Origin of the sequence: Pseudomonas sp. NUPR-001, assembly GCF_052147955.1 — a bacterium.
GTDB lineage: Bacteria > Pseudomonadota > Gammaproteobacteria > Pseudomonadales > Pseudomonadaceae > Aquipseudomonas.
The window spans coordinates 4396217-4417361 of sequence record NZ_CP197353.1 but is presented as its reverse complement, the minus strand read 5'-3'; the positions used below and the strand labels follow the sequence as shown (position 1 = coordinate 4417361).

General features: G+C 60.7%; 10 protein-coding genes. 4 read left to right on the top strand and 6 right to left on the bottom strand.

All coding sequences use genetic code 11. From position 1 onward, the window contains the following. Positions 1 to 8 precede the first annotated feature (8 nt). Complete coding sequence (locus tag ACP6KB_RS20125; protein WP_442109041.1) at positions 9 to 1382, bottom strand: TolC family outer membrane protein; 1374 nt, start codon at positions 1380 to 1382, stop codon at positions 9 to 11. Between the two features lie 518 nt (positions 1383 to 1900). On the opposite strand from ACP6KB_RS20125, the gene ACP6KB_RS20120 reads away from it, so the two are divergent. Next, entirely contained in the window at positions 1901 to 12715 is a 10815-nt protein-coding gene (locus ACP6KB_RS20120; protein ID WP_442109040.1) for a retention module-containing protein, read from the top strand. Positions 12716 to 12797: 82 nt separating this feature from the next. Here the strand turns inward: ACP6KB_RS20120 and ACP6KB_RS20115 are convergent, their stop codons facing one another. Together ACP6KB_RS20115 and ACP6KB_RS20110 are read right to left on the bottom strand one after the other, a co-directional pair. Next, positions 12798 to 13172 carry a YbaN family protein gene (locus tag ACP6KB_RS20115; RefSeq protein WP_442109039.1) on the bottom strand — a complete coding sequence of 125 codons (375 nt, stop codon included), beginning with the start codon at positions 13170 to 13172 and terminating at the stop codon, positions 12798 to 12800. Position 13173: 1 nt separating this feature from the next. Beyond that, a complete protein-coding gene (locus ACP6KB_RS20110) occupies positions 13174 to 13767 on the bottom strand; it encodes a UPF0149 family protein (RefSeq protein WP_442109038.1) in 594 nt (197 codons plus the stop codon). A 245-nt stretch (positions 13768 to 14012) separates the two neighbouring features. Here ACP6KB_RS20110 and recQ point away from each other — a divergent pair, with 245 nt between their 5' ends. After that, a complete protein-coding gene (gene recQ / locus ACP6KB_RS20105; protein WP_442109037.1) occupies positions 14013 to 16148 on the top strand; it encodes a DNA helicase RecQ in 2136 nt (711 codons plus the stop codon). Between the two features lie 117 nt (positions 16149 to 16265). Beyond that, positions 16266 to 16700: a MarR family transcriptional regulator gene (locus ACP6KB_RS20100; protein WP_442109036.1), complete on the top strand. Its 435-nt coding sequence runs from the start codon at positions 16266 to 16268 to the stop codon at positions 16698 to 16700. 6 nt (positions 16701 to 16706) lie between these two features. On the opposite strand, the gene ACP6KB_RS20095 is transcribed toward ACP6KB_RS20100, so the two are convergent. Then, a complete protein-coding gene (locus ACP6KB_RS20095; RefSeq protein WP_442114348.1) occupies positions 16707 to 18896 on the bottom strand; it encodes a patatin-like phospholipase family protein in 2190 nt (729 codons plus the stop codon). Positions 18897 to 18966: 70 nt separating this feature from the next. On the opposite strand from ACP6KB_RS20095, the gene ACP6KB_RS20090 reads away from it, so the two are divergent. Beyond that, complete coding sequence (locus ACP6KB_RS20090; RefSeq protein WP_442109035.1) at positions 18967 to 19251, top strand: SelT/SelW/SelH family protein; 285 nt, start codon at positions 18967 to 18969, stop codon at positions 19249 to 19251. Between the two features lie 12 nt (positions 19252 to 19263). Here ACP6KB_RS20090 and ACP6KB_RS20085 read toward each other — a convergent pair whose 3' ends face one another. Both ACP6KB_RS20085 and ACP6KB_RS20080 read right to left on the bottom strand, forming a co-directional pair. After that, complete coding sequence (locus ACP6KB_RS20085; RefSeq protein ID WP_442109034.1) at positions 19264 to 20142, bottom strand: DMT family transporter; 879 nt, start codon at positions 20140 to 20142, stop codon at positions 19264 to 19266. Positions 20143 to 20322: 180 nt separating this feature from the next. Next, positions 20323 to 21087, bottom strand: coding sequence for an AraC family transcriptional regulator (locus tag ACP6KB_RS20080; protein WP_442109033.1), 765 nt, complete (start codon positions 21085 to 21087; stop codon positions 20323 to 20325). Positions 21088 to 21145: the final 58 nt, after the last annotated feature.

The following is a 21145-nucleotide window of genomic DNA, read 5'->3' as shown; positions in this document are numbered from 1 at the left end:
TCGGGGGATTAACGCATGTCGGGCAAACGCGCCTCGCTTCTCACTTCGCTCTTGGCGATGGCCTCAGGCGGTAGTGAGATCCGTTGCTTGTTGAGCAATTCGCCCATGTTGGCCAGCACCCGGTACATCGAGAATTCCTCGGTGTAGCGCACTTCGGTGTAGCGGCGATTGGCGTTGTACAGCTCGTTTTCACTGTCGAGCAAGTCGAGCAGGGTCCGCTGGCCAAGGCCGAACTGATCCTGATAGGCCGCGCGCACACGGGTGGTGGTGTCGGCGTATTCGCGTGCCGTCGGGGTTTGCTTGCGGGCGTTGGTCATGGCGTTCCAGGACAGCGCCAGATCCTCGTTGAGGGTGCGCAAGGCATTGTTGCGGATGTCCATGGCCTGGTTGATCTTGTGGGCATCCGACTGCAGGCGGGCCTTGTCGCTGCCGCCGCGGAACAGGTTGTAACTGAGTTCGACACCGGCTTGCCAGTCGTTGTTGTCATGGCCGACCTGGCCAGCGGTGTTGTTGTTGGCACCGGTGGCCAACACTGCATCCAGGCGTGGATAGAACGGCGACTTGGCGACCTCGTACTGCTGCTCGGCAGCTTGTACGTCGGCCTGGGCCGACTTCAGATAGGGGTTGTGCTCAAGCATGTCCTGACGTGCGTCGAGTAGGCTGGCGGGCATTTCCCCTTTGATGGTGACCGGGGTTTCCAGCTCGTCCGGGACGCGGCCGATTACGCTGTAGAAGTTGGCTTCGGCATCGGCCAGGTCGACTTCGGCGGTGTACAGGTTGTTTTCCGCCAGGGCGCGACGGGCGGTGGACTGGTCAAGGTCAGCGGTGCTGCCGACGCCACGCTCGCTGCGCAAGCCGATCTGGTCGTTGACGCGCAGGTGCGCCTGCAGGTTGTTGGTGGCCAGGGTCACCAGCTCGCGGCGCTTGAGCACCTCCAGGTACACCTCGATAGCGCGCAGGGCAACGCTCTGTGCAGTGGCCTGGGTGAAGTAGGCACGGGAGTTGACCACCGCTTCGGTGCGGCCGACCTCGTTCGGGGTGTTGAAACCGTCGAACAGCATCTGCCGCAGGCGCAGGTCAGATTGGGTGTAGTTCAGGGTTTCCTTGTTGTGATCGGTGCTGCCGTCGGGGTTGGTCCTGCGGGTGTTGGTGTTGTCTGACTTCTGCCGGCCGTAACCCGCCACCAGATCGACGCGTGGGTACCAGCCGCCTTTGGCGACGTTGACGTCTTCATCTGCTGACAAGCGGCTGTTACGGCTGGCGTTGATTTCCGGATGTTGGTCCACGGCGCTTTGTACAGCCTCCGTAAGTGACATCGCCTGAGCATTGGCACATGCCATAGCCAAAAGAATTGCGCCGGTGATGGGGGTCAAAACGCGCATGGGGTACTACTCCCTGATTTCTAATTTTTTGTGCAGCTGGCGTCATAAAGTTGACGCAAATTTAAGTGCAAACCGTTTCAGGCTTGTAACAGGAAAGCTAAGAACATTTATAAGGCGAGCTAAGAAGAATTTTTCATAAGGGTTATGCGAAAAAAAACTTATGCGGTCTAAGGAAAGCAAGACATTGTTCATATCAGGCGCCCTCTCAATTCTGCGCGAGGGTGCGTTTTTCAGGCGTCAAACAATAATCAGAAGTTTTTGCGGCAAAGGGCACGGATGTAGCGGAGGGGATGGAGGAAGGTCAGTCATTGGCGACAATTTTTTGGCAGATGCCAAAGTGCCAGATTGATTTCCACGTTCATTGAGTGACTGCCTGGCGAAGGTGTTGATTTCATTGAAGTCCACCTACGCCTGCGGCACTTTCCGAGTGTTGGCTCAGTGCAGGTGCAGCGGGCTGACCACGCGAGATTCACAGCGCTTTTCTGCGAAAAAACGTTCCGCAGCGGAGGAGAGCGCTCATGGCCAAGTTAATCGGTGTTGTCAGCAAAGTCGTCGGCGAGGTCTTCGCGGTGGCCAATGACGGCACACGTCGGCAGCTCAGCGAAGGTGACCGGCTGTTTGCTGGCGAGCAGCTGCAGACCGGTGCGGTCGGGGCGGTTGCCGTTCATCTGCAAAATGGCAGCGAATTGACCTTGGGCCGTGACAGCAGTCTGGAGCTCTCGCCGCAGCTACTGGCCAATCAAGCGCCGCAGGTGGATACACCTGAAGCCCAGGCACCCAGCCAGGCGCAGCTCACCGATGTGGAAAAACTCCAGCAAGCCATCGCTGCCGGTGCTGACCCCAGCCAAGAGGCCGACCCGACCGCAGCCGGTCCTGGCAGTGGCGGGTCATCGGGGGCGCTGGGTGGTGGTCACTCTTTTGTGTTGCTGAGCGAAGTGGCCGGACGGGTCGATCCGACCATTGGCTTCCCCACGGCAGGCTTCAATGGTTTCGCCGAGCCGGCCGATCGGGAGTTCGGTCTGATCACGAATGACGACGATATTCCGCCCGTAGTTCCTCCTGTGGATCACCCCGTCACCCTTGATGGCCTGGATCTGGCAGGCGGTGGCTTGACCCTGAACGAAGCCAACCTGGCCCAGGGCTCGGCCAGTGACCCGGCGGCATTGACCCAAAGCGGAAGTTTTACCGTGCTGGCCCCGGACGGGGTGTTCAATCTCAATGTTGGTGGCATCAATGTGGTCACCGCTGGCGTTGTGACTGGAGTGGGGCAGTCGATCACCACCGCATTGGGTAACCTGTTGACCATAACCGGGTATAACCCGGCCACCGGCGTGGTCAGTTACAGCTACACCCTGACCGGCGCTGAGACGCATCCGGCCGGTAATGGCGGACTGGGTGAAAGCATCAGCGTGTCGGTCAGTGACACCGACGGCGATGTGGCCAGTGGTTCATTGAACATCGTCGTTACCGACGACGCACCGAAGGCGCTGGATGACAGCAACCCGGTGAGTGCTACCGAGAACCAGTTGACCCTGACCGGCAATGTGCTGACCAACGATATCCAGGGCGCCGACCGCATCGCCAGTGGACCGATCACCCCGCAAACCATCCAGGGCACCTACGGCACCCTGGTGCTGGCCGCCGATGGCTCGTACACCTACACCCTGAACACCAACGACCCGGATTTCATCAACCTGCACGGCGGTGGCAACGGTGTCGAAACCTTCACCTACACCCTCAAGGACGCCGATGGCGACAGCAGCACCGCGACCTTGAAGCTCAATGTCAGCAACCTCAACGACCCGGTTACCCTCAATGGCCTGAATCTCGAAGGCGGCGCGCTGACGGTCTTCGAGAAAAACCTCGATGTTGGCAGCAGCCCGAACAGCGCCGACCTGACCCAGAGCGGCAGCTTCACTGTCACCGCCCCGGATGGCCTGCAAACCCTCACCGTTGCTGGCATCACTGTGGTGTCCAACGGCAGTGCGGTCGGCTTTCCGCAATCGGCGGTCACCCCAGAAGGCAACACCCTGACCATCACTGGCTACAACGCCAGCACCGGGGTGGTGAGTTACACCTACACGCTTGTTGGAACTGGGGCTCATGGCGCCAGTAATGTGAGCGAGAACTTCACCGTGGTGGCCACCGACAGCGATGGCAGCACGGCCAGTGGCGCCATTGGCGTAAACATTGTCGACGATGCGCCGACTGCCGTTGACGACAGCAACGCCACCACCGCCACTGAAAACCAGCTGACCCTGACCGGCAACGTCCTGACCAACGATGTGCAGGGCGCCGACCGCATCACCAGTGGCCCGATCACCCCACAAACCATCCAGGGTACCTATGGCACGCTGGTACTGGCGGCTGATGGTTCGTACACCTACACCCTGAACACCAATGATCCGGATTTCATCAATCTGCACGGCGGTGGCAACGGTGTCGAAACCTTCACCTACACCCTCAAGGACGCCGATGGTGACAGCAGTACCGCGACCCTGAAGCTGAACGTCAGCAACCTCAACGACCCGGTTACCCTCAATGGTCTGAACGTAGAAGGCGGTGAACTGACGGTCTTCGAGAAAAACCTCGGCGACGGCAGCAGCCCGAATGCCGGTGCGCTGACCCAAGGTGGCAGCTTCACCGTGACTGCTCCTGATGGTCTGCAAACCCTGACTGTTGGCGGTATCACCGTGGTGTCGAACGGCAGCGCGGTCGGCTTCCCGCAATCGACGGTCACCCCACAAGGCAACACCCTGACCATCACTGGCTACAACGCCAGCACCGGGGTGGTGACGTACACCTACACCTTGCTCGACAACGAGGCTCACGCCAGCGGCAATGGCGCCAACAACCTGAGTGAAAGCTTCACCGTAGTGGCCACCGACACGGATGGCAGCACGGCCAGTGGCTCGATCGATGTGAATATCGTTGACGACACGCCTGCTGCGGTCGACGACAGTAACCTCGTGACGGCCACCGAGAATCAACTGACCCTCACCGGCAACGTGCTGACCAACGACACCCAGGGCGCGGACCGTATCACTAGTGGTCCGATCACCCCGCAAACCATCCAGGGTACTTACGGCACGCTGGTACTGGCGGCTGATGGTTCGTACACCTACACCCTGAACACCAATGATCCGGATTTCATCAATCTGCACGGCGGTGGCAACGGTGTCGAAACCTTCACCTACACCCTCAAGGACGCCGATGGTGACAGCAGTACCGCGACCCTGAAGCTGAACGTCAACAACCTCAACGACCCGGTCACCCTCAATGGTCTGAACGTAGAAGGCGGTGAACTGACGGTCTTCGAGAAAAACCTCGGCGACGGCAGCAGCCCGAATGCCGGTGCGCTGACCCAAGGTGGCAGCTTCACCGTGACCGCTCCCGATGGTCTGCAAACCCTGACTGTTGGCGGTATCACCGTGGTGTCGAACGGCAGTGCGGTCGGTTTCCCGCAATCGACGGTCACCCCAGAAGGCAATACCCTGACCATCACTGGCTACAACGCCAGCACCGGGGTGGTGACTTACACCTATACGTTGCTCGACAACGAGGCTCACGCCAGTGGCAATGGCGCCAACAACCTGAGTGAAAGCTTCACCGTAGTGGCCACCGACACGGATGGCAGCACGGCCAGTGGCTCGATCGATGTGAATATCGTTGACGACACGCCTGCTGCGGTCGACGACAGTAACCTCGTGACGGCCACCGAGAATCAACTGACCCTCACGGGCAACGTGCTGACCAACGACACCCAGGGTGCTGACCGTATCACCAGCGGCCCGATCACCCCACAAACCATCCAGGGTACCTACGGCACCTTGGTGTTGGCCGCTGATGGCTCGTACACCTATACCCTGAACACCAACGACCCGGATTTCATAAACCTGCACGGTGGCGGCAACGGTGTCGAAACCTTCACCTACACCCTCAAGGACGCCGATGGCGACAGTAGCACCGCGACCCTAAAGCTGAACGTCAGCAACCTCAACGACCCGGTCACCCTCAATGGCCTGAACGTAGAAGGCGGTGAACTGACGGTCTTCGAGAAAAACCTCGGCGATGGCAGCAGCCCGAATGCCGGTGCGCTGACCCAAGGTGGCAGCTTCACCGTGACTGCCCCAGATGGTTTGCAAACCCTCACCGTTGGTGGCATCACGGTGGTGTCGAACGGCAGCGCGGTCGGCTTCCCGCAATCGACGGTCACCCCAGAAGGCAACACCCTGACCATCACTGGCTACAACGCCAGCACCGGGGTGGTGACGTACACCTACACCTTGCTCGACAACGAGGCTCACGCTACTGGCAATGGCGTCAACAACCTGAGTGAAAGCTTCACCGTGGTGGCCACCGACACGGATGGCAGCACGGCCAGTGGCTCGATCGATGTGAACATCGTTGACGATGTACCCAAAGCCATCGATGACACCAACCCGGTCACCGCTACCGAGCAGCAGATAACGTTGACCGGCAACGTCCTGACCAACGACATCCAGGGCGCCGACCGCATTACCAGCGGCCCGATCACCCCGCAAACCATCCAGGGTACTTACGGCACGCTGGTACTGGCGGCTGATGGTTCGTACACCTACACCCTGAACACCAATGATCCGGATTTCATCAACCTGCACGGTGGCGGCAACGGTGTCGAAACCTTCACCTACACCCTCAAGGACGCCGATGGTGACAGCAGCACCGCGACCCTGAAGCTGAACGTCAGCAACCTCAACGACCCGGTCACCCTCAATGGTCTGAACGTAGAAGGCGGTGAACTGACGGTCTTCGAGAAAAACCTCGGCGACGGCAGCAGCCCGAATGCCGGTGCGCTGACCCAAGGCGGTAGCTTCACCGTGACTGCCCCAGATGGTTTGCAAACCCTCACCGTTGGTGGCATCACGGTGGTGTCGAACGGCAGCGCGGTCGGCTTCCCGCAATCGACGGTCACCCCAGAAGGCAACACCCTGACCATCACTGGCTACAACGCCAGCACCGGGGTGGTGACGTACACCTACACCTTGCTCGACAACGAGGCTCACGCTACTGGCAATGGCGCCAACAACCTGAGTGAAAGCTTCACCGTAGTGGCCACCGACACGGATGGCAGCACGGCCAGTGGCTCGATCGATGTGAACATCGTTGACGATGTACCCAAAGCCATCGATGACACCAACCCGGTCACCGCTACCGAGCAGCAGATAACGTTGACCGGCAACGTCCTGACCAACGACATCCAGGGCGCCGACCGCATTACCAGCGGCCCGATCACCCCACAAACCATCCAGGGCACCTACGGCACCTTGGTGCTGGCCGCTGACGGCTCGTACACCTACACCCTGAACACCAACGACCCGGACTTCATCAACCTGCACGGTGGTGGTAACGGTGTCGAAACCTTCACCTACACCCTCAAGGACGCCGACGGCGATAGCAGCACCGCGTCGTTGAAATTCAACGTCAGCAACATCAACGACCCGGTGGTCATCAACGGCCTGGACATTTGCGGTGGCGAGCTGACCTTCTACGAGAAGAACCTCAGCGACGGCAGCAGCCCAGACCAGTGGGCACTGACCAAGGGCGGCACCTTCACCGTGGTCGCCCCGGATGGCCTGCAGTCCCTGACCATCGGCGGTGTGAGCATTGTCAGCGGCGGCGTCGCCGTGGGCTTGCCGATCGATGCACCGACGCCGTTGGGTAACACCTTCACCATCCATAGCTACGACCCGATCACGGGCATCGTGACCGGCACCTACACGCTGCTCAATAACGAAGCGCATGCCAGCGGCAATGGCGCCAACAACCTCGTGGAAAGCATTGAGGTGGTGGCGATCGACACCGACGGCAGCTCGGCCACCGCCTCGGTGGACATCAACATCGTTGATGACGTACCCAAGGCCATGGACGACTTCAACCCGATCACTGCCACTGAAAATCAGCTGACTTTGACCGGCAACGTGCTGACCAACGATGTGCAGGGCGCCGACCGCATCACCAGCGGCCCGATCACCCCGCAAACCATCCAAGGCACTTACGGCACCCTGGTACTGGCGGCTGACGGCTCGTACACCTACACCCTGAACACCAACGATCCGGACTTCATCAACCTGCACGGTGGTGGTAACGGTGTCGAAACCTTCACCTACACCCTCAAGGACGCCGACGGCGATAGCAGCACCGCGTCGTTGAAATTCAACGTCAGCAACATCAACGACCCGGTGGTGATCAACGGCCTGGACATTTGCGGTGGCGAGCTGACCTTCTACGAGAAGAACCTCAGCGACGGCAGCAGCCCGGACCAGTGGGCGCTGACCAAAGGCGGCACCTTCACCGTGGTCGCCCCGGATGGCCTGCAGTCCCTGACTATCGGCGGCGTGAGCATCGTCAGCGGCGGTGTCGCCGTGGGCTTGCCGATCGATGCACCGACGCCGCTGGGTAACACCTTCACCATCCATAGCTACGACCCGATCACGGGCATCGTGACCGGCACCTACACGCTGCTCAATAACGAAGCGCATGCCAGCGGCAATGGCGCCAACAACCTCGTGGAAAGCATTGAGGTGGTGGCGATCGACACCGACGGCAGCTCGGCCACCGCCTCGGTGGACATCAACATCGTTGATGACGTACCCAAGGCCATGGACGACTTCAACCCGATCACTGCCACTGAAAATCAGCTGACTTTGACCGGCAACGTGCTGACCAACGATGTGCAGGGCGCCGACCGCATTACCAGCGGCCCGATCACCCCGCAAACCATCCAAGGCACTTACGGCACTCTGGTACTGGCGGCTGACGGTTCGTACACCTACACCCTGAACACCAATGATCCGGATTTCATCAACCTGCACGGTGGTGGTAACGGTGTCGAAACCTTCACCTACACCCTCAAGGACGCCGACGGCGATAGCAGCACCGCGTCGTTGAAATTCAACGTCAGCAACATCAACGACCCGGTGGTGATCAACGGCCTGGACATTTGCGGTGGCGAGCTGACCTTCTACGAGAAGAACCTCAGCGACGGCAGCAGCCCGGACCAGTGGGCGCTGACCAAAGGCGGCACCTTCACCGTGGTCGCCCCGGATGGCCTGCAGTCCCTGACTATCGGCGGCGTGAGCATCGTCAGCGGCGGTGTCGCCGTGGGCTTGCCGATCGATGCACCGACGCCGCTGGGTAACACCTTCACCATCCATAGCTACGACCCGATCACGGGCATCGTGACCGGCACCTACACGCTGCTCAATAACGAAGCGCATGCCAGCGGCAATGGCGCCAACAACCTCGTGGAAAGCATTGAGGTGGTGGCGATCGACACCGACGGCAGCTCGGCCACCGCTTCGGTGGACATCAACATCGTTGATGACGTACCCAAGGCCATGGACGACGTCAACCCGGTGACTGCCACCGAACAGCACCTGACCCTGACCGGCAACGTCCTGACCAACGATATCCAGGGCGCCGACCGCATTACCAGCGGCCCGATCACCCCACAAACCATCCAGGGCACCTACGGCACGTTGGTACTGGCGGCTGACGGCTCGTACACCTACACCCTGAACACCAACGATCCGGATTTCATCAACCTGCACGGTGGTGGCAACGGTGTCGAAACCTTCACCTACACCCTCAAGGACGCCGACGGCGATAGCAGCACCGCGTCGTTGAAATTCAACGTCAGCAACATCAACGACCCGGTGGTCATCAACGGCCTGGACATTTGCGGTGGCGAGCTGACCTTCTACGAGAAGAACCTCAGCGACGGCAGCAGCCCGGACCAGTGGGCACTGACCAAAGGCGGAACCTTCACCGTGGTCGCCCCGGATGGCCTGCAGTCCCTGACCATCGGCGGGGTGAGCATCGTCAGCGGCGGTGTCGCCGTGGGCTTGCCGATCGATGCACCGACGCCGCTGGGTAACACCTTCACCATCCATAGCTACGACCCGATCACGGGCATCGTGACCGGCACCTACACGCTGCTCAATAACGAAGCGCATGCCAGCGGCAATGGCGCCAACAACCTCGTGGAAAGCATTGAGGTGGTGGCGATCGACACCGACGGCAGCTCGGCCACCGCCTCGGTGGACATCAACATCGTTGATGACGTACCCAAGGCCATGGACGACGTCAACCCGATCACTGCCACTGAAAATCAGCTGACTTTGACCGGCAACGTGCTGACCAACGATGTGCAGGGCGCCGACCGCATCACCAGCGGCCCGATCACCCCGCAAACCATCCAAGGCACTTACGGCACTCTGGTACTGGCGGCTGACGGTTCGTACACCTACACCCTGAACACCAATGATCCGGATTTCATCAACCTGCACGGTGGTGGCAACGGTGTCGAAACCTTCACCTACACCCTCAAGGACGCTGACGGTGACAGCAGTAAGGCGACGTTGACGCTTAACGTCAGCAATCAGGACCACCCCGTTACGATCGACGGCCTGAACGTTAATGGCGGTGAGCTGACGGTTTACGAGAAAAACCTCAGTGACGGCAGCAGCCCTGATGCTTCGGCGTTGACCCGCTCTGGCAGTTTCACGGTGACGGCGCCTGATGGCCTGCAAACCCTGACCGTAGGCAGCATTACCCTGGTCAGCGGCGGGGTGGTCAACGGTGTCCCACAAACCGGTGTGACGCCGCTGGGCAACTCGATCACCATTACCGGCTACAACCCGAGCACCGGAGTAGTCAGCTACACCTACACCCTGAAGGACAGCGAAAGCCATGCCGATGGCAATGGCATCAATAACCTCAATGAAGCCATCAAGGTGACGGTGACCGACACTGATGGCAGCACCAAGACGGCCACCATCGACGTCAATATTGTCGATGATGTGGCTTCGGCGGTGGGCGCTGAGCGCTCGGTGACACCAGGGCAGATCGACTCGAACCTGCTGTTGACCATCGACGTGTCCGGCAGCATGAACGATGGCTCCGGTGTGTCCGGGCTAAGCCGCCTGGGGCTTGCCAAGCAAGCGATCAACGCCTTGCTCGACAAATATGACGAGATGGGCGATGTCAAAGTGCAAATCGTCACCTTCAGTTCCGACTCAACGGTGAAAACCACCAGTTGGGTGTCGGTCGCTGACGCCAAGACGATTGTCGCCGGTCTCAGTGCAGGTGGTGGTACCAACTACGACGCGGCGGTTGCGGGGGCGAAATCGGCCTTCACCACCAGTGGCAAGCTCACCGGTGCGCAAAATATCGGCTACTTCTTCTCGGACGGCGAGCCTTCCAGCACTTCGCAAGGTATTGATACAACGGATGAGGCGTCGTGGAAGGCATTTCTTGATGCCAACGGGATCAAGTCGTATGCCATTGGTCTGGGGAACGGCGTCAATGCTGACAACCTCAACCCGTTGGCCTATGACGGTAGTACCCACACCAACACCAACTCCAACATCGTCACTGACCTTAACCAGCTCAATTCGGTGTTGTCTGGCACCGTGCAGGGCGCGCCGGTTACCGGCAGCCTGATCAGTGGCGGTACCTTCGGCGCCGACGGCGGCTTCATCAAGTCGTTGCTGATTGATGGCACCACGTACACCTTCGATCCGAAGGGCAACAGCGGCGCCGGCGCTTACGCCACCAGCGGCGCAGCGGATCGTGGCACCTTCGATACGGCCACCAACAGCATCACCGTGAAAACCGCGCTAGGCGGCAGTATTGTGGTAGACATGGACACGGGAGACTTTACCTACACACCGCCCAAAGACACCGGCAGCACCAAGGTCGAGCAGATCGGCTTTGTGGTCAGTGACAATGACGGCGACACCAGCAGCGCCACGCTGGTGGTCAAGGTGTACTCCAACGCTGACCCGGTGGCGGGTGCCGACCATGTCATCACCAACATTCTGTCGAACAGCATCAGCCTGCCAGGTGAAGCCTTGCTGGCCAACGACAGCGATGCCAACAAGGATCCACTGAGCGCTTCGCAAACAACCTTCAATACCGGCTGGGCGGCGCGTGGTGGCGACTTCACAGTGGGCAGCACGGCACCAACCCTGGGCTTTAGCGGCACCAGCGCCGGTAATGCCAGCAACCAATTGCTCAACGTGGCGCGCAGTTCGTTCACCGGGCCGGCAGCGTCGATGACTGCGGCGGTGATCGTTAGTGGCTTCCTCGGTTCAGTCAGCAACGGTAACGCCAACGATGAGGACCTGATCACCGTCACCCTCAAGCAGGGTGAGAAGCTGACCCTCGATCACAACCGCTTGGCCAGTGACAATCTGTTGATGCAGTGGAAGGATGCCGGTGGCGCCTACCAGACGATTGTCGATGGCGACAGTTTTACCGCCAGCCATGACGGGGTCTACACCATTAACCTGGTCAACCGTACCAACCTCAGCGGCAGCACTACTGGTCGCTCCGAGTACTACGAGTTGAACATGAGCATCAACTACGCAGATGCCCAGGACAGCACACCGCTGCACAACGGCAGCTACAGCGTAAGCGATGGACATGGCGGTAGCAGCACCGGCGCGGTGGACATCAGCTATCAGGCTGGCGATACCCTCAACGGAACCGGCAACGACGATGTCCTGGTGGCCGGCAATACCGCCACGACACTCAATGGTGGTGACGGCAATGATGTGCTGGTCGGCGGTAGCGGCCATGACACTTTGCATGGCGGCAATGGCAACGACTTGCTGATAGGTGGCCTGGGCAATGATCTGCTTGACGGTGGCGCGGGAATCGACACCGCCAGCTATGCCAGTGCTTCAAGTGCCGTGACGGTCAACCTGAACCTGACAGGGGCACAGAATACCCTGGGTGCAGGCAGTGACACCCTGGGCTCGATCGAAAACCTGATCGGTTCGGACTACAACGACAGCCTGACCGGCAACAGCGTTGCCAACCTGCTGGTGGGGGGCAAGGGCAATGACACCCTGGTGGGTGGTGGCGGTGATGATGTGCTGATCGGCGGGCCGGGGAACAACACCTTGACGGGCGGGACAGGTGCCGACACCTTCCTCTGGCAACAGGGTAATACCGGGCATGATGTGGTCACCGATTTCACCCCGGGCACGGATCGTCTGGACCTGTCGCAACTGTTGCAAGGTGAGAACCCGACCACGGCGTCACTGGATGATTATCTGCACTTCAAAGTCACCGGCAGTGGGGCAGGGGTGGTGTCGACCATCGAAGTGAGTGCCGTGGCGGGTGCGGCGCCGAGCCAGATCATTGATCTGGAGGGCGTCAACCTGGCTCAGCATTACGGCGTGACTGCAGGTGCCGGAGGCGTGATTGCGGCAGGGCAGGACACCGCCACCATTATCAACGGCATGCTCAATGATCATTCATTGAAGGTGGACACGGTGTAAGTAGGAGCGGGCTTGCCCCGCGATTGCGGTGGGTCAGCCACACCGCATCGCGGGGCAAGCCCGCTCCTACAGTGGAGACGGCTCAGGAGGGCCGTCGCAGGGTTTTTTGCCGCAGGATGTAAATGCTGACCAGCACGGCACTGGTCAGCATGAATCCGCGCGCCCATGGCAGCGGCACCAGGTAGCACGACAAGCCAATGCTCAACCACATCAGACCAATGGCATACACCTTGCCCTTGAGCGGAATGCCCTGACCACTGAGGTAATCACGAATCCACGGCCCCAGCTGCGGATGATTGACCAGCCACTGGTGAAAGCGCGGTGAACTGCGGGCGAAGCAGGCGGCGGCCAGCAGCAGGAACGGAGTGGTCGGCAATACCGGCAGGAAAATGCCGATCACTCCCAACGCAACACTGAGCCAGCCGATGGCCAGCAGCAGGTAGCGCACTGACGCCAACTCAGTGGTGGCGTGGTTTGAGCAACGCTGGTGCAGGTTTTTCGTCAGGCGCGTGCTGCAGCAGGTACAGCGCAGTCAGGGCCTCGGGGATCTGCACGATCATGTCGTCCATCAGGTTGGCGTCGCTGGCGATGTCGGCGAATTCCGGTTGTTCGTCGAACAGGCCGGAACCGACCATGATCGGCAGGAGCATCTCGCTGACTTCTTCTTCGGCGGTTTCAAACCAGGCTTCTTCGCGCATGAACACGCCTTCCATGAAACCGATGCACCAGCCGCGCAGTTCGGAATCGTCCGGATCGTCGCCCAGGTCGAGGTCGCACGGCAGCTCGAATTCCTCGTCGCTGGCCAGCTGGCGGGCGATGTGCGCCTTGAGCTGGATCAGCGTGGCTTCGATCTCTTCACGCTGGGCGTCGTCCTTGTAGCGGGGCTCTTCGGCAAACAGGGCGTCGATCCATTCGCGCTCCGGAACTGCTTCGGTCCCAATCGACAAAGCGGTCAGGTAGCCGTGGGCGGCAACGTAGTCCAGCGCTTCTTCGTGCAGCTCATCGGCGTCGAGGAAGGCTTGCAGGCGGGTCAATTGCTCGGCGAAGGACATTACAGGGCTACCTTGGGAATAAACGATGATCGAATTCTAGCATCTTGCGGCCCCTGCAAGGCAAAGGATCACGCCTATCGCGCAGGCCCCTGCGCAAGGTGACGCTCGGGTATACTGCCGGGCTTTTGCACCTTGGCGCTGCAACAGGGCGCTCAGGTAAAAGCCGCTTACGCATTTTTAGCTGTGGCGGCGAAGGTTTTCATCCAGCCTGTGGCCAGGATGGTTTTGCGATTTATGGAGTTTTTATGCTCGAACAGGCTCAGCGCGTCCTCAAGGACATCTTCGGCTACGACAGCTTTCGAGGCCGCCAGGGGGCGATCATCGAATGCGTAGCCAAAGGTGGCGATGCGCTGGTGTTGATGCCCACCGGTGGCGGTAAATCCCTGTGCTTCCAGGTGCCGGCACTGTTGCGTCCGGGCCTGGCGGTGGTGGTGTCGCCGCTGATCGCGCTGATGGAAGACCAGGTGGCAACCCTCGACGAACTGGGGGTGGCCGCCGCATCGTTGAATTCGACCCTGAGTGCGGAGCAGCAACGTGACCTGGCCGGGCGTATTCGCCGTGGCGAGGTAAAAATGCTCTACCTGGCACCGGAGCGTCTGGTGCAGCCGCGCATGCTGGATTTTCTGCGCAACCTGGACATTGCCCTGTTTGCCATCGACGAGGCCCACTGCGTTTCGCAATGGGGGCATGACTTCCGTCCCGAGTATCTGCAACTGGGGCAGTTGGCCGAATTGTTTCCCCATGTGCCACGCATCGCCCTGACCGCCACTGCGGACATGCGTACCCGTGAAGAGATCGTCACGCGCCTGCACCTGCAGAATGCCGAGCGCTTCCTGTCGAGCTTCGACCGGCCGAACATCTTCTACCGTATCGTGCCCAAGGAACAGCCACGCAAGCAGTTGCTGGCGTTCCTCGGTGATCGGCGTGGCAACGCCGGGATTGTCTATTGTTTGTCGCGCAAGAAGGTTGACGACGTTGCCGCGTACCTGTGCGACCAGGGCTTTCCGGCATTGCCGTACCACGCGGGCCTGCCTGCCGAGACCCGAGCCTCGAACCAGCGCCGCTTCCTCAACGAGGAAGGCCTGATCATGGTCGCCACCATCGCCTTCGGCATGGGTATCGATAAACCCAACGTACGTTTCGTTGCCCACCTGGACTTGCCCAAGTCGCTGGAAGCCTACTACCAGGAAACCGGTCGGGCCGGGCGTGATGGCCTGCCAGCTGATGCCTGGATGGCATACGGGCTGCAAGACATGGTGATGCTCAAGCAGATGCTGCAGAACTCCGAAGGTGACGAGCGTCACAAGCGCATCGAGCAACACAAGCTCGACGCCATGCTCGCGCTGTGTGAAGAGACCCGTTGCCGCCGTCAGACCTTGCTCAACTACTTCGACGAAGAACTGCCGCAGCCGTGTGGGCACTGCGACAACTGCATCGATGGCGTACAGACCTGGGATGCCACCGAACCTGCACGCCAGGCCCTGTCAGCGGTGTACCGCACCGGCCAGCGTTATGGTGTCGGTCACCTGGTGGATGTGTTGCTGGGCCGCGACAACGAAAAAATTCGTAACTTCGGCCATGAAAAACTCGCGGTGTACGGCGTTGGCAAAGACCGCTCCGAGGGCGAATGGCGTTCCTTGTTCCGCCAGTTGGTGGCGCGTGGTCTGGCCGACATCGACCTGGAAGGCTACGGTGGCCTGCGCCTGTCCGACACTTGCCGGCCTTTGTTGCGCGGTGAGGTGAGCCTGGAGTTGCGCCGTGACCTCAAGCCGCAGACCACCAGCAAAGGCAGCAGCAGTGGCGCAAGCCCGGCCAGCCAGTTGGTGCGTGGCGACGAGCGCGAACAGTGGGAAGCCCTGCGCGCGCTGCGGCGCAAGCTGGCCGAAGAGCATGGTGTGCCACCGTACGTTATCTTCCCCGACTCGACCCTGCTGGAAATGCTCCGCAGCCAGCCCGCCAGCCTCAGCGAAATGGCGCAGGTCAGTGGTGTCGGTGCGCGCAAGCTGGAACGCTACGGCGCGGCCTTCCTCGAAGTGCTCGGTGGCGCTGCCGAGGCACCGCCTCAGGTGGCCGACCTGCGTCACGAGCTGACCAGCCTGGCGCGTGCCGGCATGACCCCGGCGCAGATCGCCGGGCAACTGAACTGCAGCGAGAAGAATGTTTACAGCCTGCTGGCCGAAGCCATTGGCCGTCAGCAGTTGTCGCTGGAGCAAGCCCTGGATCTACCGCAAGATCTGCTCGAAGAAATCCAGGATGCGTTCCTCGACGGTGAAGGCGAGTTACCACCGGTATCGGCGGTTGCCGAGCAGTTTGGTGCGCGGGTGCCGGAAGGGGTGCTGTATTGCGTAAGGGCGGCGTTGGCAGCGGAATTTGAGATGTAAGCGGCGTTTTGTCATCTTTTAAAACGATTGTCAGACAGCTACAACCCTGCTGAGCCTTGCCTGTTACGCAGGAGCATGGTTAGCTGACTAATAATTAGTTCTGATGATGAGTTCTCTATGTCGTTGACCGATCAACATCGTTTCGGAATGCAGCTGGCCCAGATGTCACGAGGCTGGCGCGCCGAACTGGACCGCCGCCTGGCCGGGCTCAATCTTTCCCAGGCCCGCTGGCTGGTGCTGCTGCATCTGGCCCGATTTGACGAAGCCCCCACTCAGCGTGAGCTGGCGCAAAGTGTGGGGGTTGAAGGGCCGACCCTGGCCCGTTTGCTCGACAGCCTGGAAGCTCAGGGCCTGGTTCGGCGCCAGGCGGTGCTGGAAGACCGGCGGGCCAAGAAAATTCACCTGTGCCCACCGGCCAAGCCACTGATCGACCAGATCGAAACCATTGCCAATGCGTTGCGCGCCGAGCTATTCAGCGGTGTTGACGAAGAGGACATGCGCGTGTGCATGAAGGTTCACGCGCGCATCCTGGCAAACCTGGAAAAGTCCTGACCGGCCTCAGAAGGTGTGACCCAGGTTCAGGTACAACGCCTTCTGATTTTCGCTGTTGGCACCATAGCTGAAGTTCAACGGGCCCAGCGGCGTTTCAAAGCCAACGAAAATACTGGCGGCATTGATGTAGCCGCTGTCGAATTCGTTGTCATTGTTCCACAACCTGCCACGTTCCAATGACCCACCCAGGTACAGCGGGAAGTCCAGTGGCAGGTACGCCCGTGGCGTCAGTCGGCGGTAGTAGACCATGCGCATCAGGCTCATGTTCTGGCCAGATACCGAATCCTGACGAAAGCCAGACAGCTGCCGCGCGCCACCCAATACAAAGCTGGAAGTGACCACTTCGGCGTCATCAATGGTGCGACCGTACTGGCCGCCCAGCACCCAGGTATTGGGGCCGCTGCTCAGCGCCTTGTCCAGTTTGAAGTTCCATTGCCGGTAGCGCTGGTCAGAGCCAAGGTCCGGGTCGTACTGGCGCAGGGTCAGGCTGATGTCCTCACCGCTGTGCGGGAAGTAGACATTGTCGAGGGTGTCGAACGAATACTTGAGCTCATAGAAGCCTTCATTGAAGCTGAAATGCGGCAGGTCTTGATCGCCAATCCGCACCTCGGCATTGCCCCAGGCCTGGCCCACACCAAAGCGGATTTCGCCGCTGTTGCCGATCTGGCGCCCCAGGTTCAAGCCGAAGCCGTAGCGTTCCAGGCGGTATTCGGCAATCGGATCGTCGTCCAGGGTGGCCTCGATGTTCTGTGAGCCAAGGTCGATATACGGGGCGACGAAGTAGCGTGAGCCGGCATCCAGTGGTTGGTAGAACTCGCTGTACAGCTCTTGCTGGTCGCCTATCTGGGCGCGGGTCAGCCATTCGGCACCGAGCTGGTTGATACCGTTGACCCGGTAGCTGGCACCTATGTTGAACGCACTGTCACCGCGCATGTCATCCGACAGATTAAGGCCCAGGCGCAAGTAGTCGGTGCCGCCACGGCGACCGCGGGCATTGATCACCAGGGTGTTGTCGCTGCCCTTGTGCACCACTCGGTACTGAACCCGGTCGAAATAGTCCAGGCCGTAGAGGGTGCCCATGTCGGTCTGCAGGCGGCCCAGTTCCAGGGGCTCGCCGATGGGTTGGCGAATGTAGAAACGGATCACATCGTCACTGACTTTCGAGTCGTTCTCGATCCTGATCGCGGTAATGACGGGTGTGCGCTGGCTTGGTGAGCGCGCAGCCGTCAGCTCGGCGTCGTTACTGTCGGGGCGTTTGAGTGTTGCCAGGCGTGCGTCCAGGGCGCGGGCCGCACGGTAGCCGGCGTCGATCATGTCCTGGGCGCGGCCAAAATCGGTCACGCCGAAACTGGCCATCGGCGGCTGGATGAGGATGTCGTCGCGATGCAATTGCGCCAGTTGCTCCTCGGAGTTGCGCCGGGTCATCAGGGTAATCGACTGGTTGAGCACATCGACCACGGTGGTCATTTGCTTGCGATCACGCAGTGGTGAGCCGATATCAACGACGATGGCCAGGTCTACCCCCATTTCGCGGGCAACGTCCAGGGGAATGTTGTCGACCATACCGCCATCGACCAGCAGCCGGCCATCCAGGTCGACCGGGGCGAATACCGCCGGAATCGACATGCTGGCGCGAATGACTTGCGGCAGGTGGCCGCGGTTGAACACCACTTTCTCACCACTGGCGATATCGGTGGCCACGGCGCGGAAGGGGATGGGCAGCTTGTCGAAGTCACGGGTGTCGCTGGTGTGGGCCAGCAGGCTTTCCAGCAGCAGCGCCAGGTTCTGCCCCTGGATCACGCCCAGCGGCAAGCCAAGGCTGCCATCGTCACGAAAGCTGAGTTTCTGCTTGACCAGGAAGTCGCGGTCATCCTGCTTGCGCCTGAAGGGTACGTCCTTGCGTGGCGGGGCATCGGAAAGGGCCTGCTTCCAGTCGATACCCAAGGCGAGCTTTTCCAGCTCCTCGATGCTGTAGCCCGAGGCATACAAGCCGCCGACCACCGCGCCCATGCTGGTACCGGCAATGGCATCGACCTTGATGCCTTGCTCTTCCAGGGCTTTGAGCACGCCGATATGGGCAAGGCCACGGGCCGCACCGCCAGACAACACCAGGCCGATTTTCGGTTGGGGTGGTTCGGCAGCCAGGAGTGGGAAGGAAATGAACAACAGCAGTAGGCAAAACAGCAAGCGGTGCATCATGCACTCTCGGAGCAAAGGCTAAAGACCGCTAGTATAAGCATCCCCGCCTGTCAGGAGACTGATCGCTGTGAATGTCGACAAAGCCGAAATTGTCATCACCTATTGCACCCAATGCCAATGGCTGCTGCGTGCCGCCTGGCTGGCCCAGGAACTGCTCAGCACATTCGGGCAAGACCTTGCCCGGGTATCGCTTGAGCCTGCCACCGGCGGCGCCTTCCGGATTACCTGCGATGGCGTGCAGATCTGGGAGCGCAAGGCCGATGGCGGCTTCCCTGAAGCCAAAGTACTCAAGCAGCGGGTGCGTGACCAGATTGATCCGCAGCGTGACCTGGGCCACAACGACCGCCCGTGATCTTCAGCGGCCTCAAGCCGCAGCCGCCTTAGTGCTTTGATTGCTGGCGGCCAGGCGGCTGGAGATGACGATGGCGAGGATGATCAGTACACCTCCGAACAGCATGCGCAGGGTCGGCGCCTCGGCGAAAATCAGCCAGGCCAGGGCAATGCCGTAGACCGGCTCCAGAGCGAACACCACCGCAGCGGTGCGCGCCTTGATCACCGCCAGGCTGGCGACGAACAGGCTGTGGGCGACGCCGGTGCAGAATACTCCGAGCAGGGCGATCCACAGCCAGTCCAGCGCTGGCACTTCGGATAACGCAGGGGCCGCAACCGGCAACAGGCAGAGCGCGACTACCGCGTTCTGGCACAGCGCTGCCTGCACGGCGGGCACGCGACCGTTGGACGCCCGGTTGGTCAGGGACAACAGCGAGAACAGCAAACCGGAAAGCAATGACCAGAGCAGGCCGCCGGTGGCCTGGCTGGCCAGGTCGAAGTCTGGGGTGACCATAACCAAGCCGATACTCACCAGCACCACCAGAATGATTTCGTTGCTGCGCACCCGCTCGCGAAACAGCAGGCCTTCAAGGATGACCGTGAAGGCTGGAAAACTGGCGAAGCCCAAGGTAGCAATCGCTACCCCCGCGACTTTCACCGCAATAAAGAAACTGACCCAATGCCCGGCCAGTAACACGCCGCCCAGCGTCAGACGGCGCCAGTCCTGAGTGTGCAAGGGTTGCCAGGCTTTTTGTGCGAAGCGGGCGAAGATGCCCAGAGCCAGTACCGCAAAGGCTGCGCGGCCAAACACGATGATCGACGGCGCCGCTTGGGCCAGCTTGCCGAAAACGCCGGTCAGACCGAAAAACAGTGCGCCGATATGCAGGGCGCCGAGGGCGGTGCGGTGATTCATGATGATCCTTGTTGACGGCCTTGTGTAGGAGCGGGCTTGGCCCGCGATCGCGTCTGCTCAGTTACTTCGCTATCGCGGGGCAAGCCCGCTCCTACAGGTGGTGCAAGACAGTTGTTGCCACCGAGAAATTGTCAGGCAGTGTAAAAGGACATCGCCCCGGTGTCTGTCGCACGCCTCGCGTCAGTTGTCGCCAGACTCTTGCCGCAACGCCCGGGGCGAGCAGTTGAAGGTGCGCAGTACGGCGGCAGCGAAAGCGCTTTGTGAGGCGTAGCCGACTTGAGCGGCAATCTCGCCGATCGGCAACGCCGTCTCGCGCAGCAGGCGGCGGGCTTTGAGCAAGCGACGCTGGCGGATGTAATCCATCGGCGTGATCGACGCCTCAGCGCTGAAGCGGGCATGCAGGCGAGCGCTGGACAGCCCAGCCAAACGGGCCAGGTCGGCAACCTGCAAGGGGTAGGCAGCGTTTTGCTCGATGTAGGCATCGAAACTGGCAAAGGGCAGTTGCTTGTGCTCGGCAGCCGGGGCTGATGTGCGGTTCAGGCTGGCCAATAACAACACGGCACCTTGCTGCGCCATCAACGGGTCGACCGCCGGGCCGGCCGCCAACCAGTCGACCAGTTGCTGTTGGTGGTGGTTCAGCATCAGTGAGCCACGACGCTCAAGCAGGCGTTGACTGGCCGAGGCCTGTTCACCGAGGCTGTTGCTGAGCCAGCTATCGCCAGGCACATCAAGCACCAGGCATTGGCTGCCACTGACGCTGGCGCAGGTGTGGTGGGAGCCGCCTGGCACCACGATCAGGCCTTGGCGTTCGATGCGCGCCCCGCAACCGTCAAGCTCGAAGTCCAATTGCCCACGCAGGCCAAACACCAGTTGCGGGTGTGCATGGCTGTGGGCAATCAAGGCGTCACTGTAATGGCGCACAGAGAGTATCGAGCTGTTGCTCATCAGGCTGTCCTCCAAACCGTGGCAGCAGTGTACCGCGTCGCAGGCGCGACGTTGAAGC

Excerpts from the sequence above, each read along its gene's own strand:
- ACP6KB_RS20125 (WP_442109041.1), bottom strand. The coding sequence starts at position 1,382 with ATGCGCGTTTTGACCCCCATCACCGGCGCAATTCTTTTGGCTATGGCA.
- ACP6KB_RS20120 (WP_442109040.1), top strand. The coding sequence starts at position 1,901 with ATGGCCAAGTTAATCGGTGTTGTCAGCAAAGTCGTCGGCGAGGTCTTC.
- ACP6KB_RS20110 (WP_442109038.1), bottom strand. The coding sequence starts at position 13,767 with ATGTCCTTCGCCGAGCAATTGACCCGCCTGCAAGCCTTCCTCGACGCC.
- recQ (WP_442109037.1), top strand. The coding sequence starts at position 14,013 with ATGCTCGAACAGGCTCAGCGCGTCCTCAAGGACATCTTCGGCTACGAC.
- ACP6KB_RS20100 (WP_442109036.1), top strand. The coding sequence starts at position 16,266 with ATGTCGTTGACCGATCAACATCGTTTCGGAATGCAGCTGGCCCAGATG.
- ACP6KB_RS20095 (WP_442114348.1), bottom strand. The coding sequence starts at position 18,896 with ATGCACCGCTTGCTGTTTTGCCTACTGCTGTTGTTCATTTCCTTCCCA.
- ACP6KB_RS20085 (WP_442109034.1), bottom strand. The coding sequence starts at position 20,142 with ATGAATCACCGCACCGCCCTCGGCGCCCTGCATATCGGCGCACTGTTT.
- ACP6KB_RS20080 (WP_442109033.1), bottom strand. The coding sequence starts at position 21,087 with ATGAGCAACAGCTCGATACTCTCTGTGCGCCATTACAGTGACGCCTTG.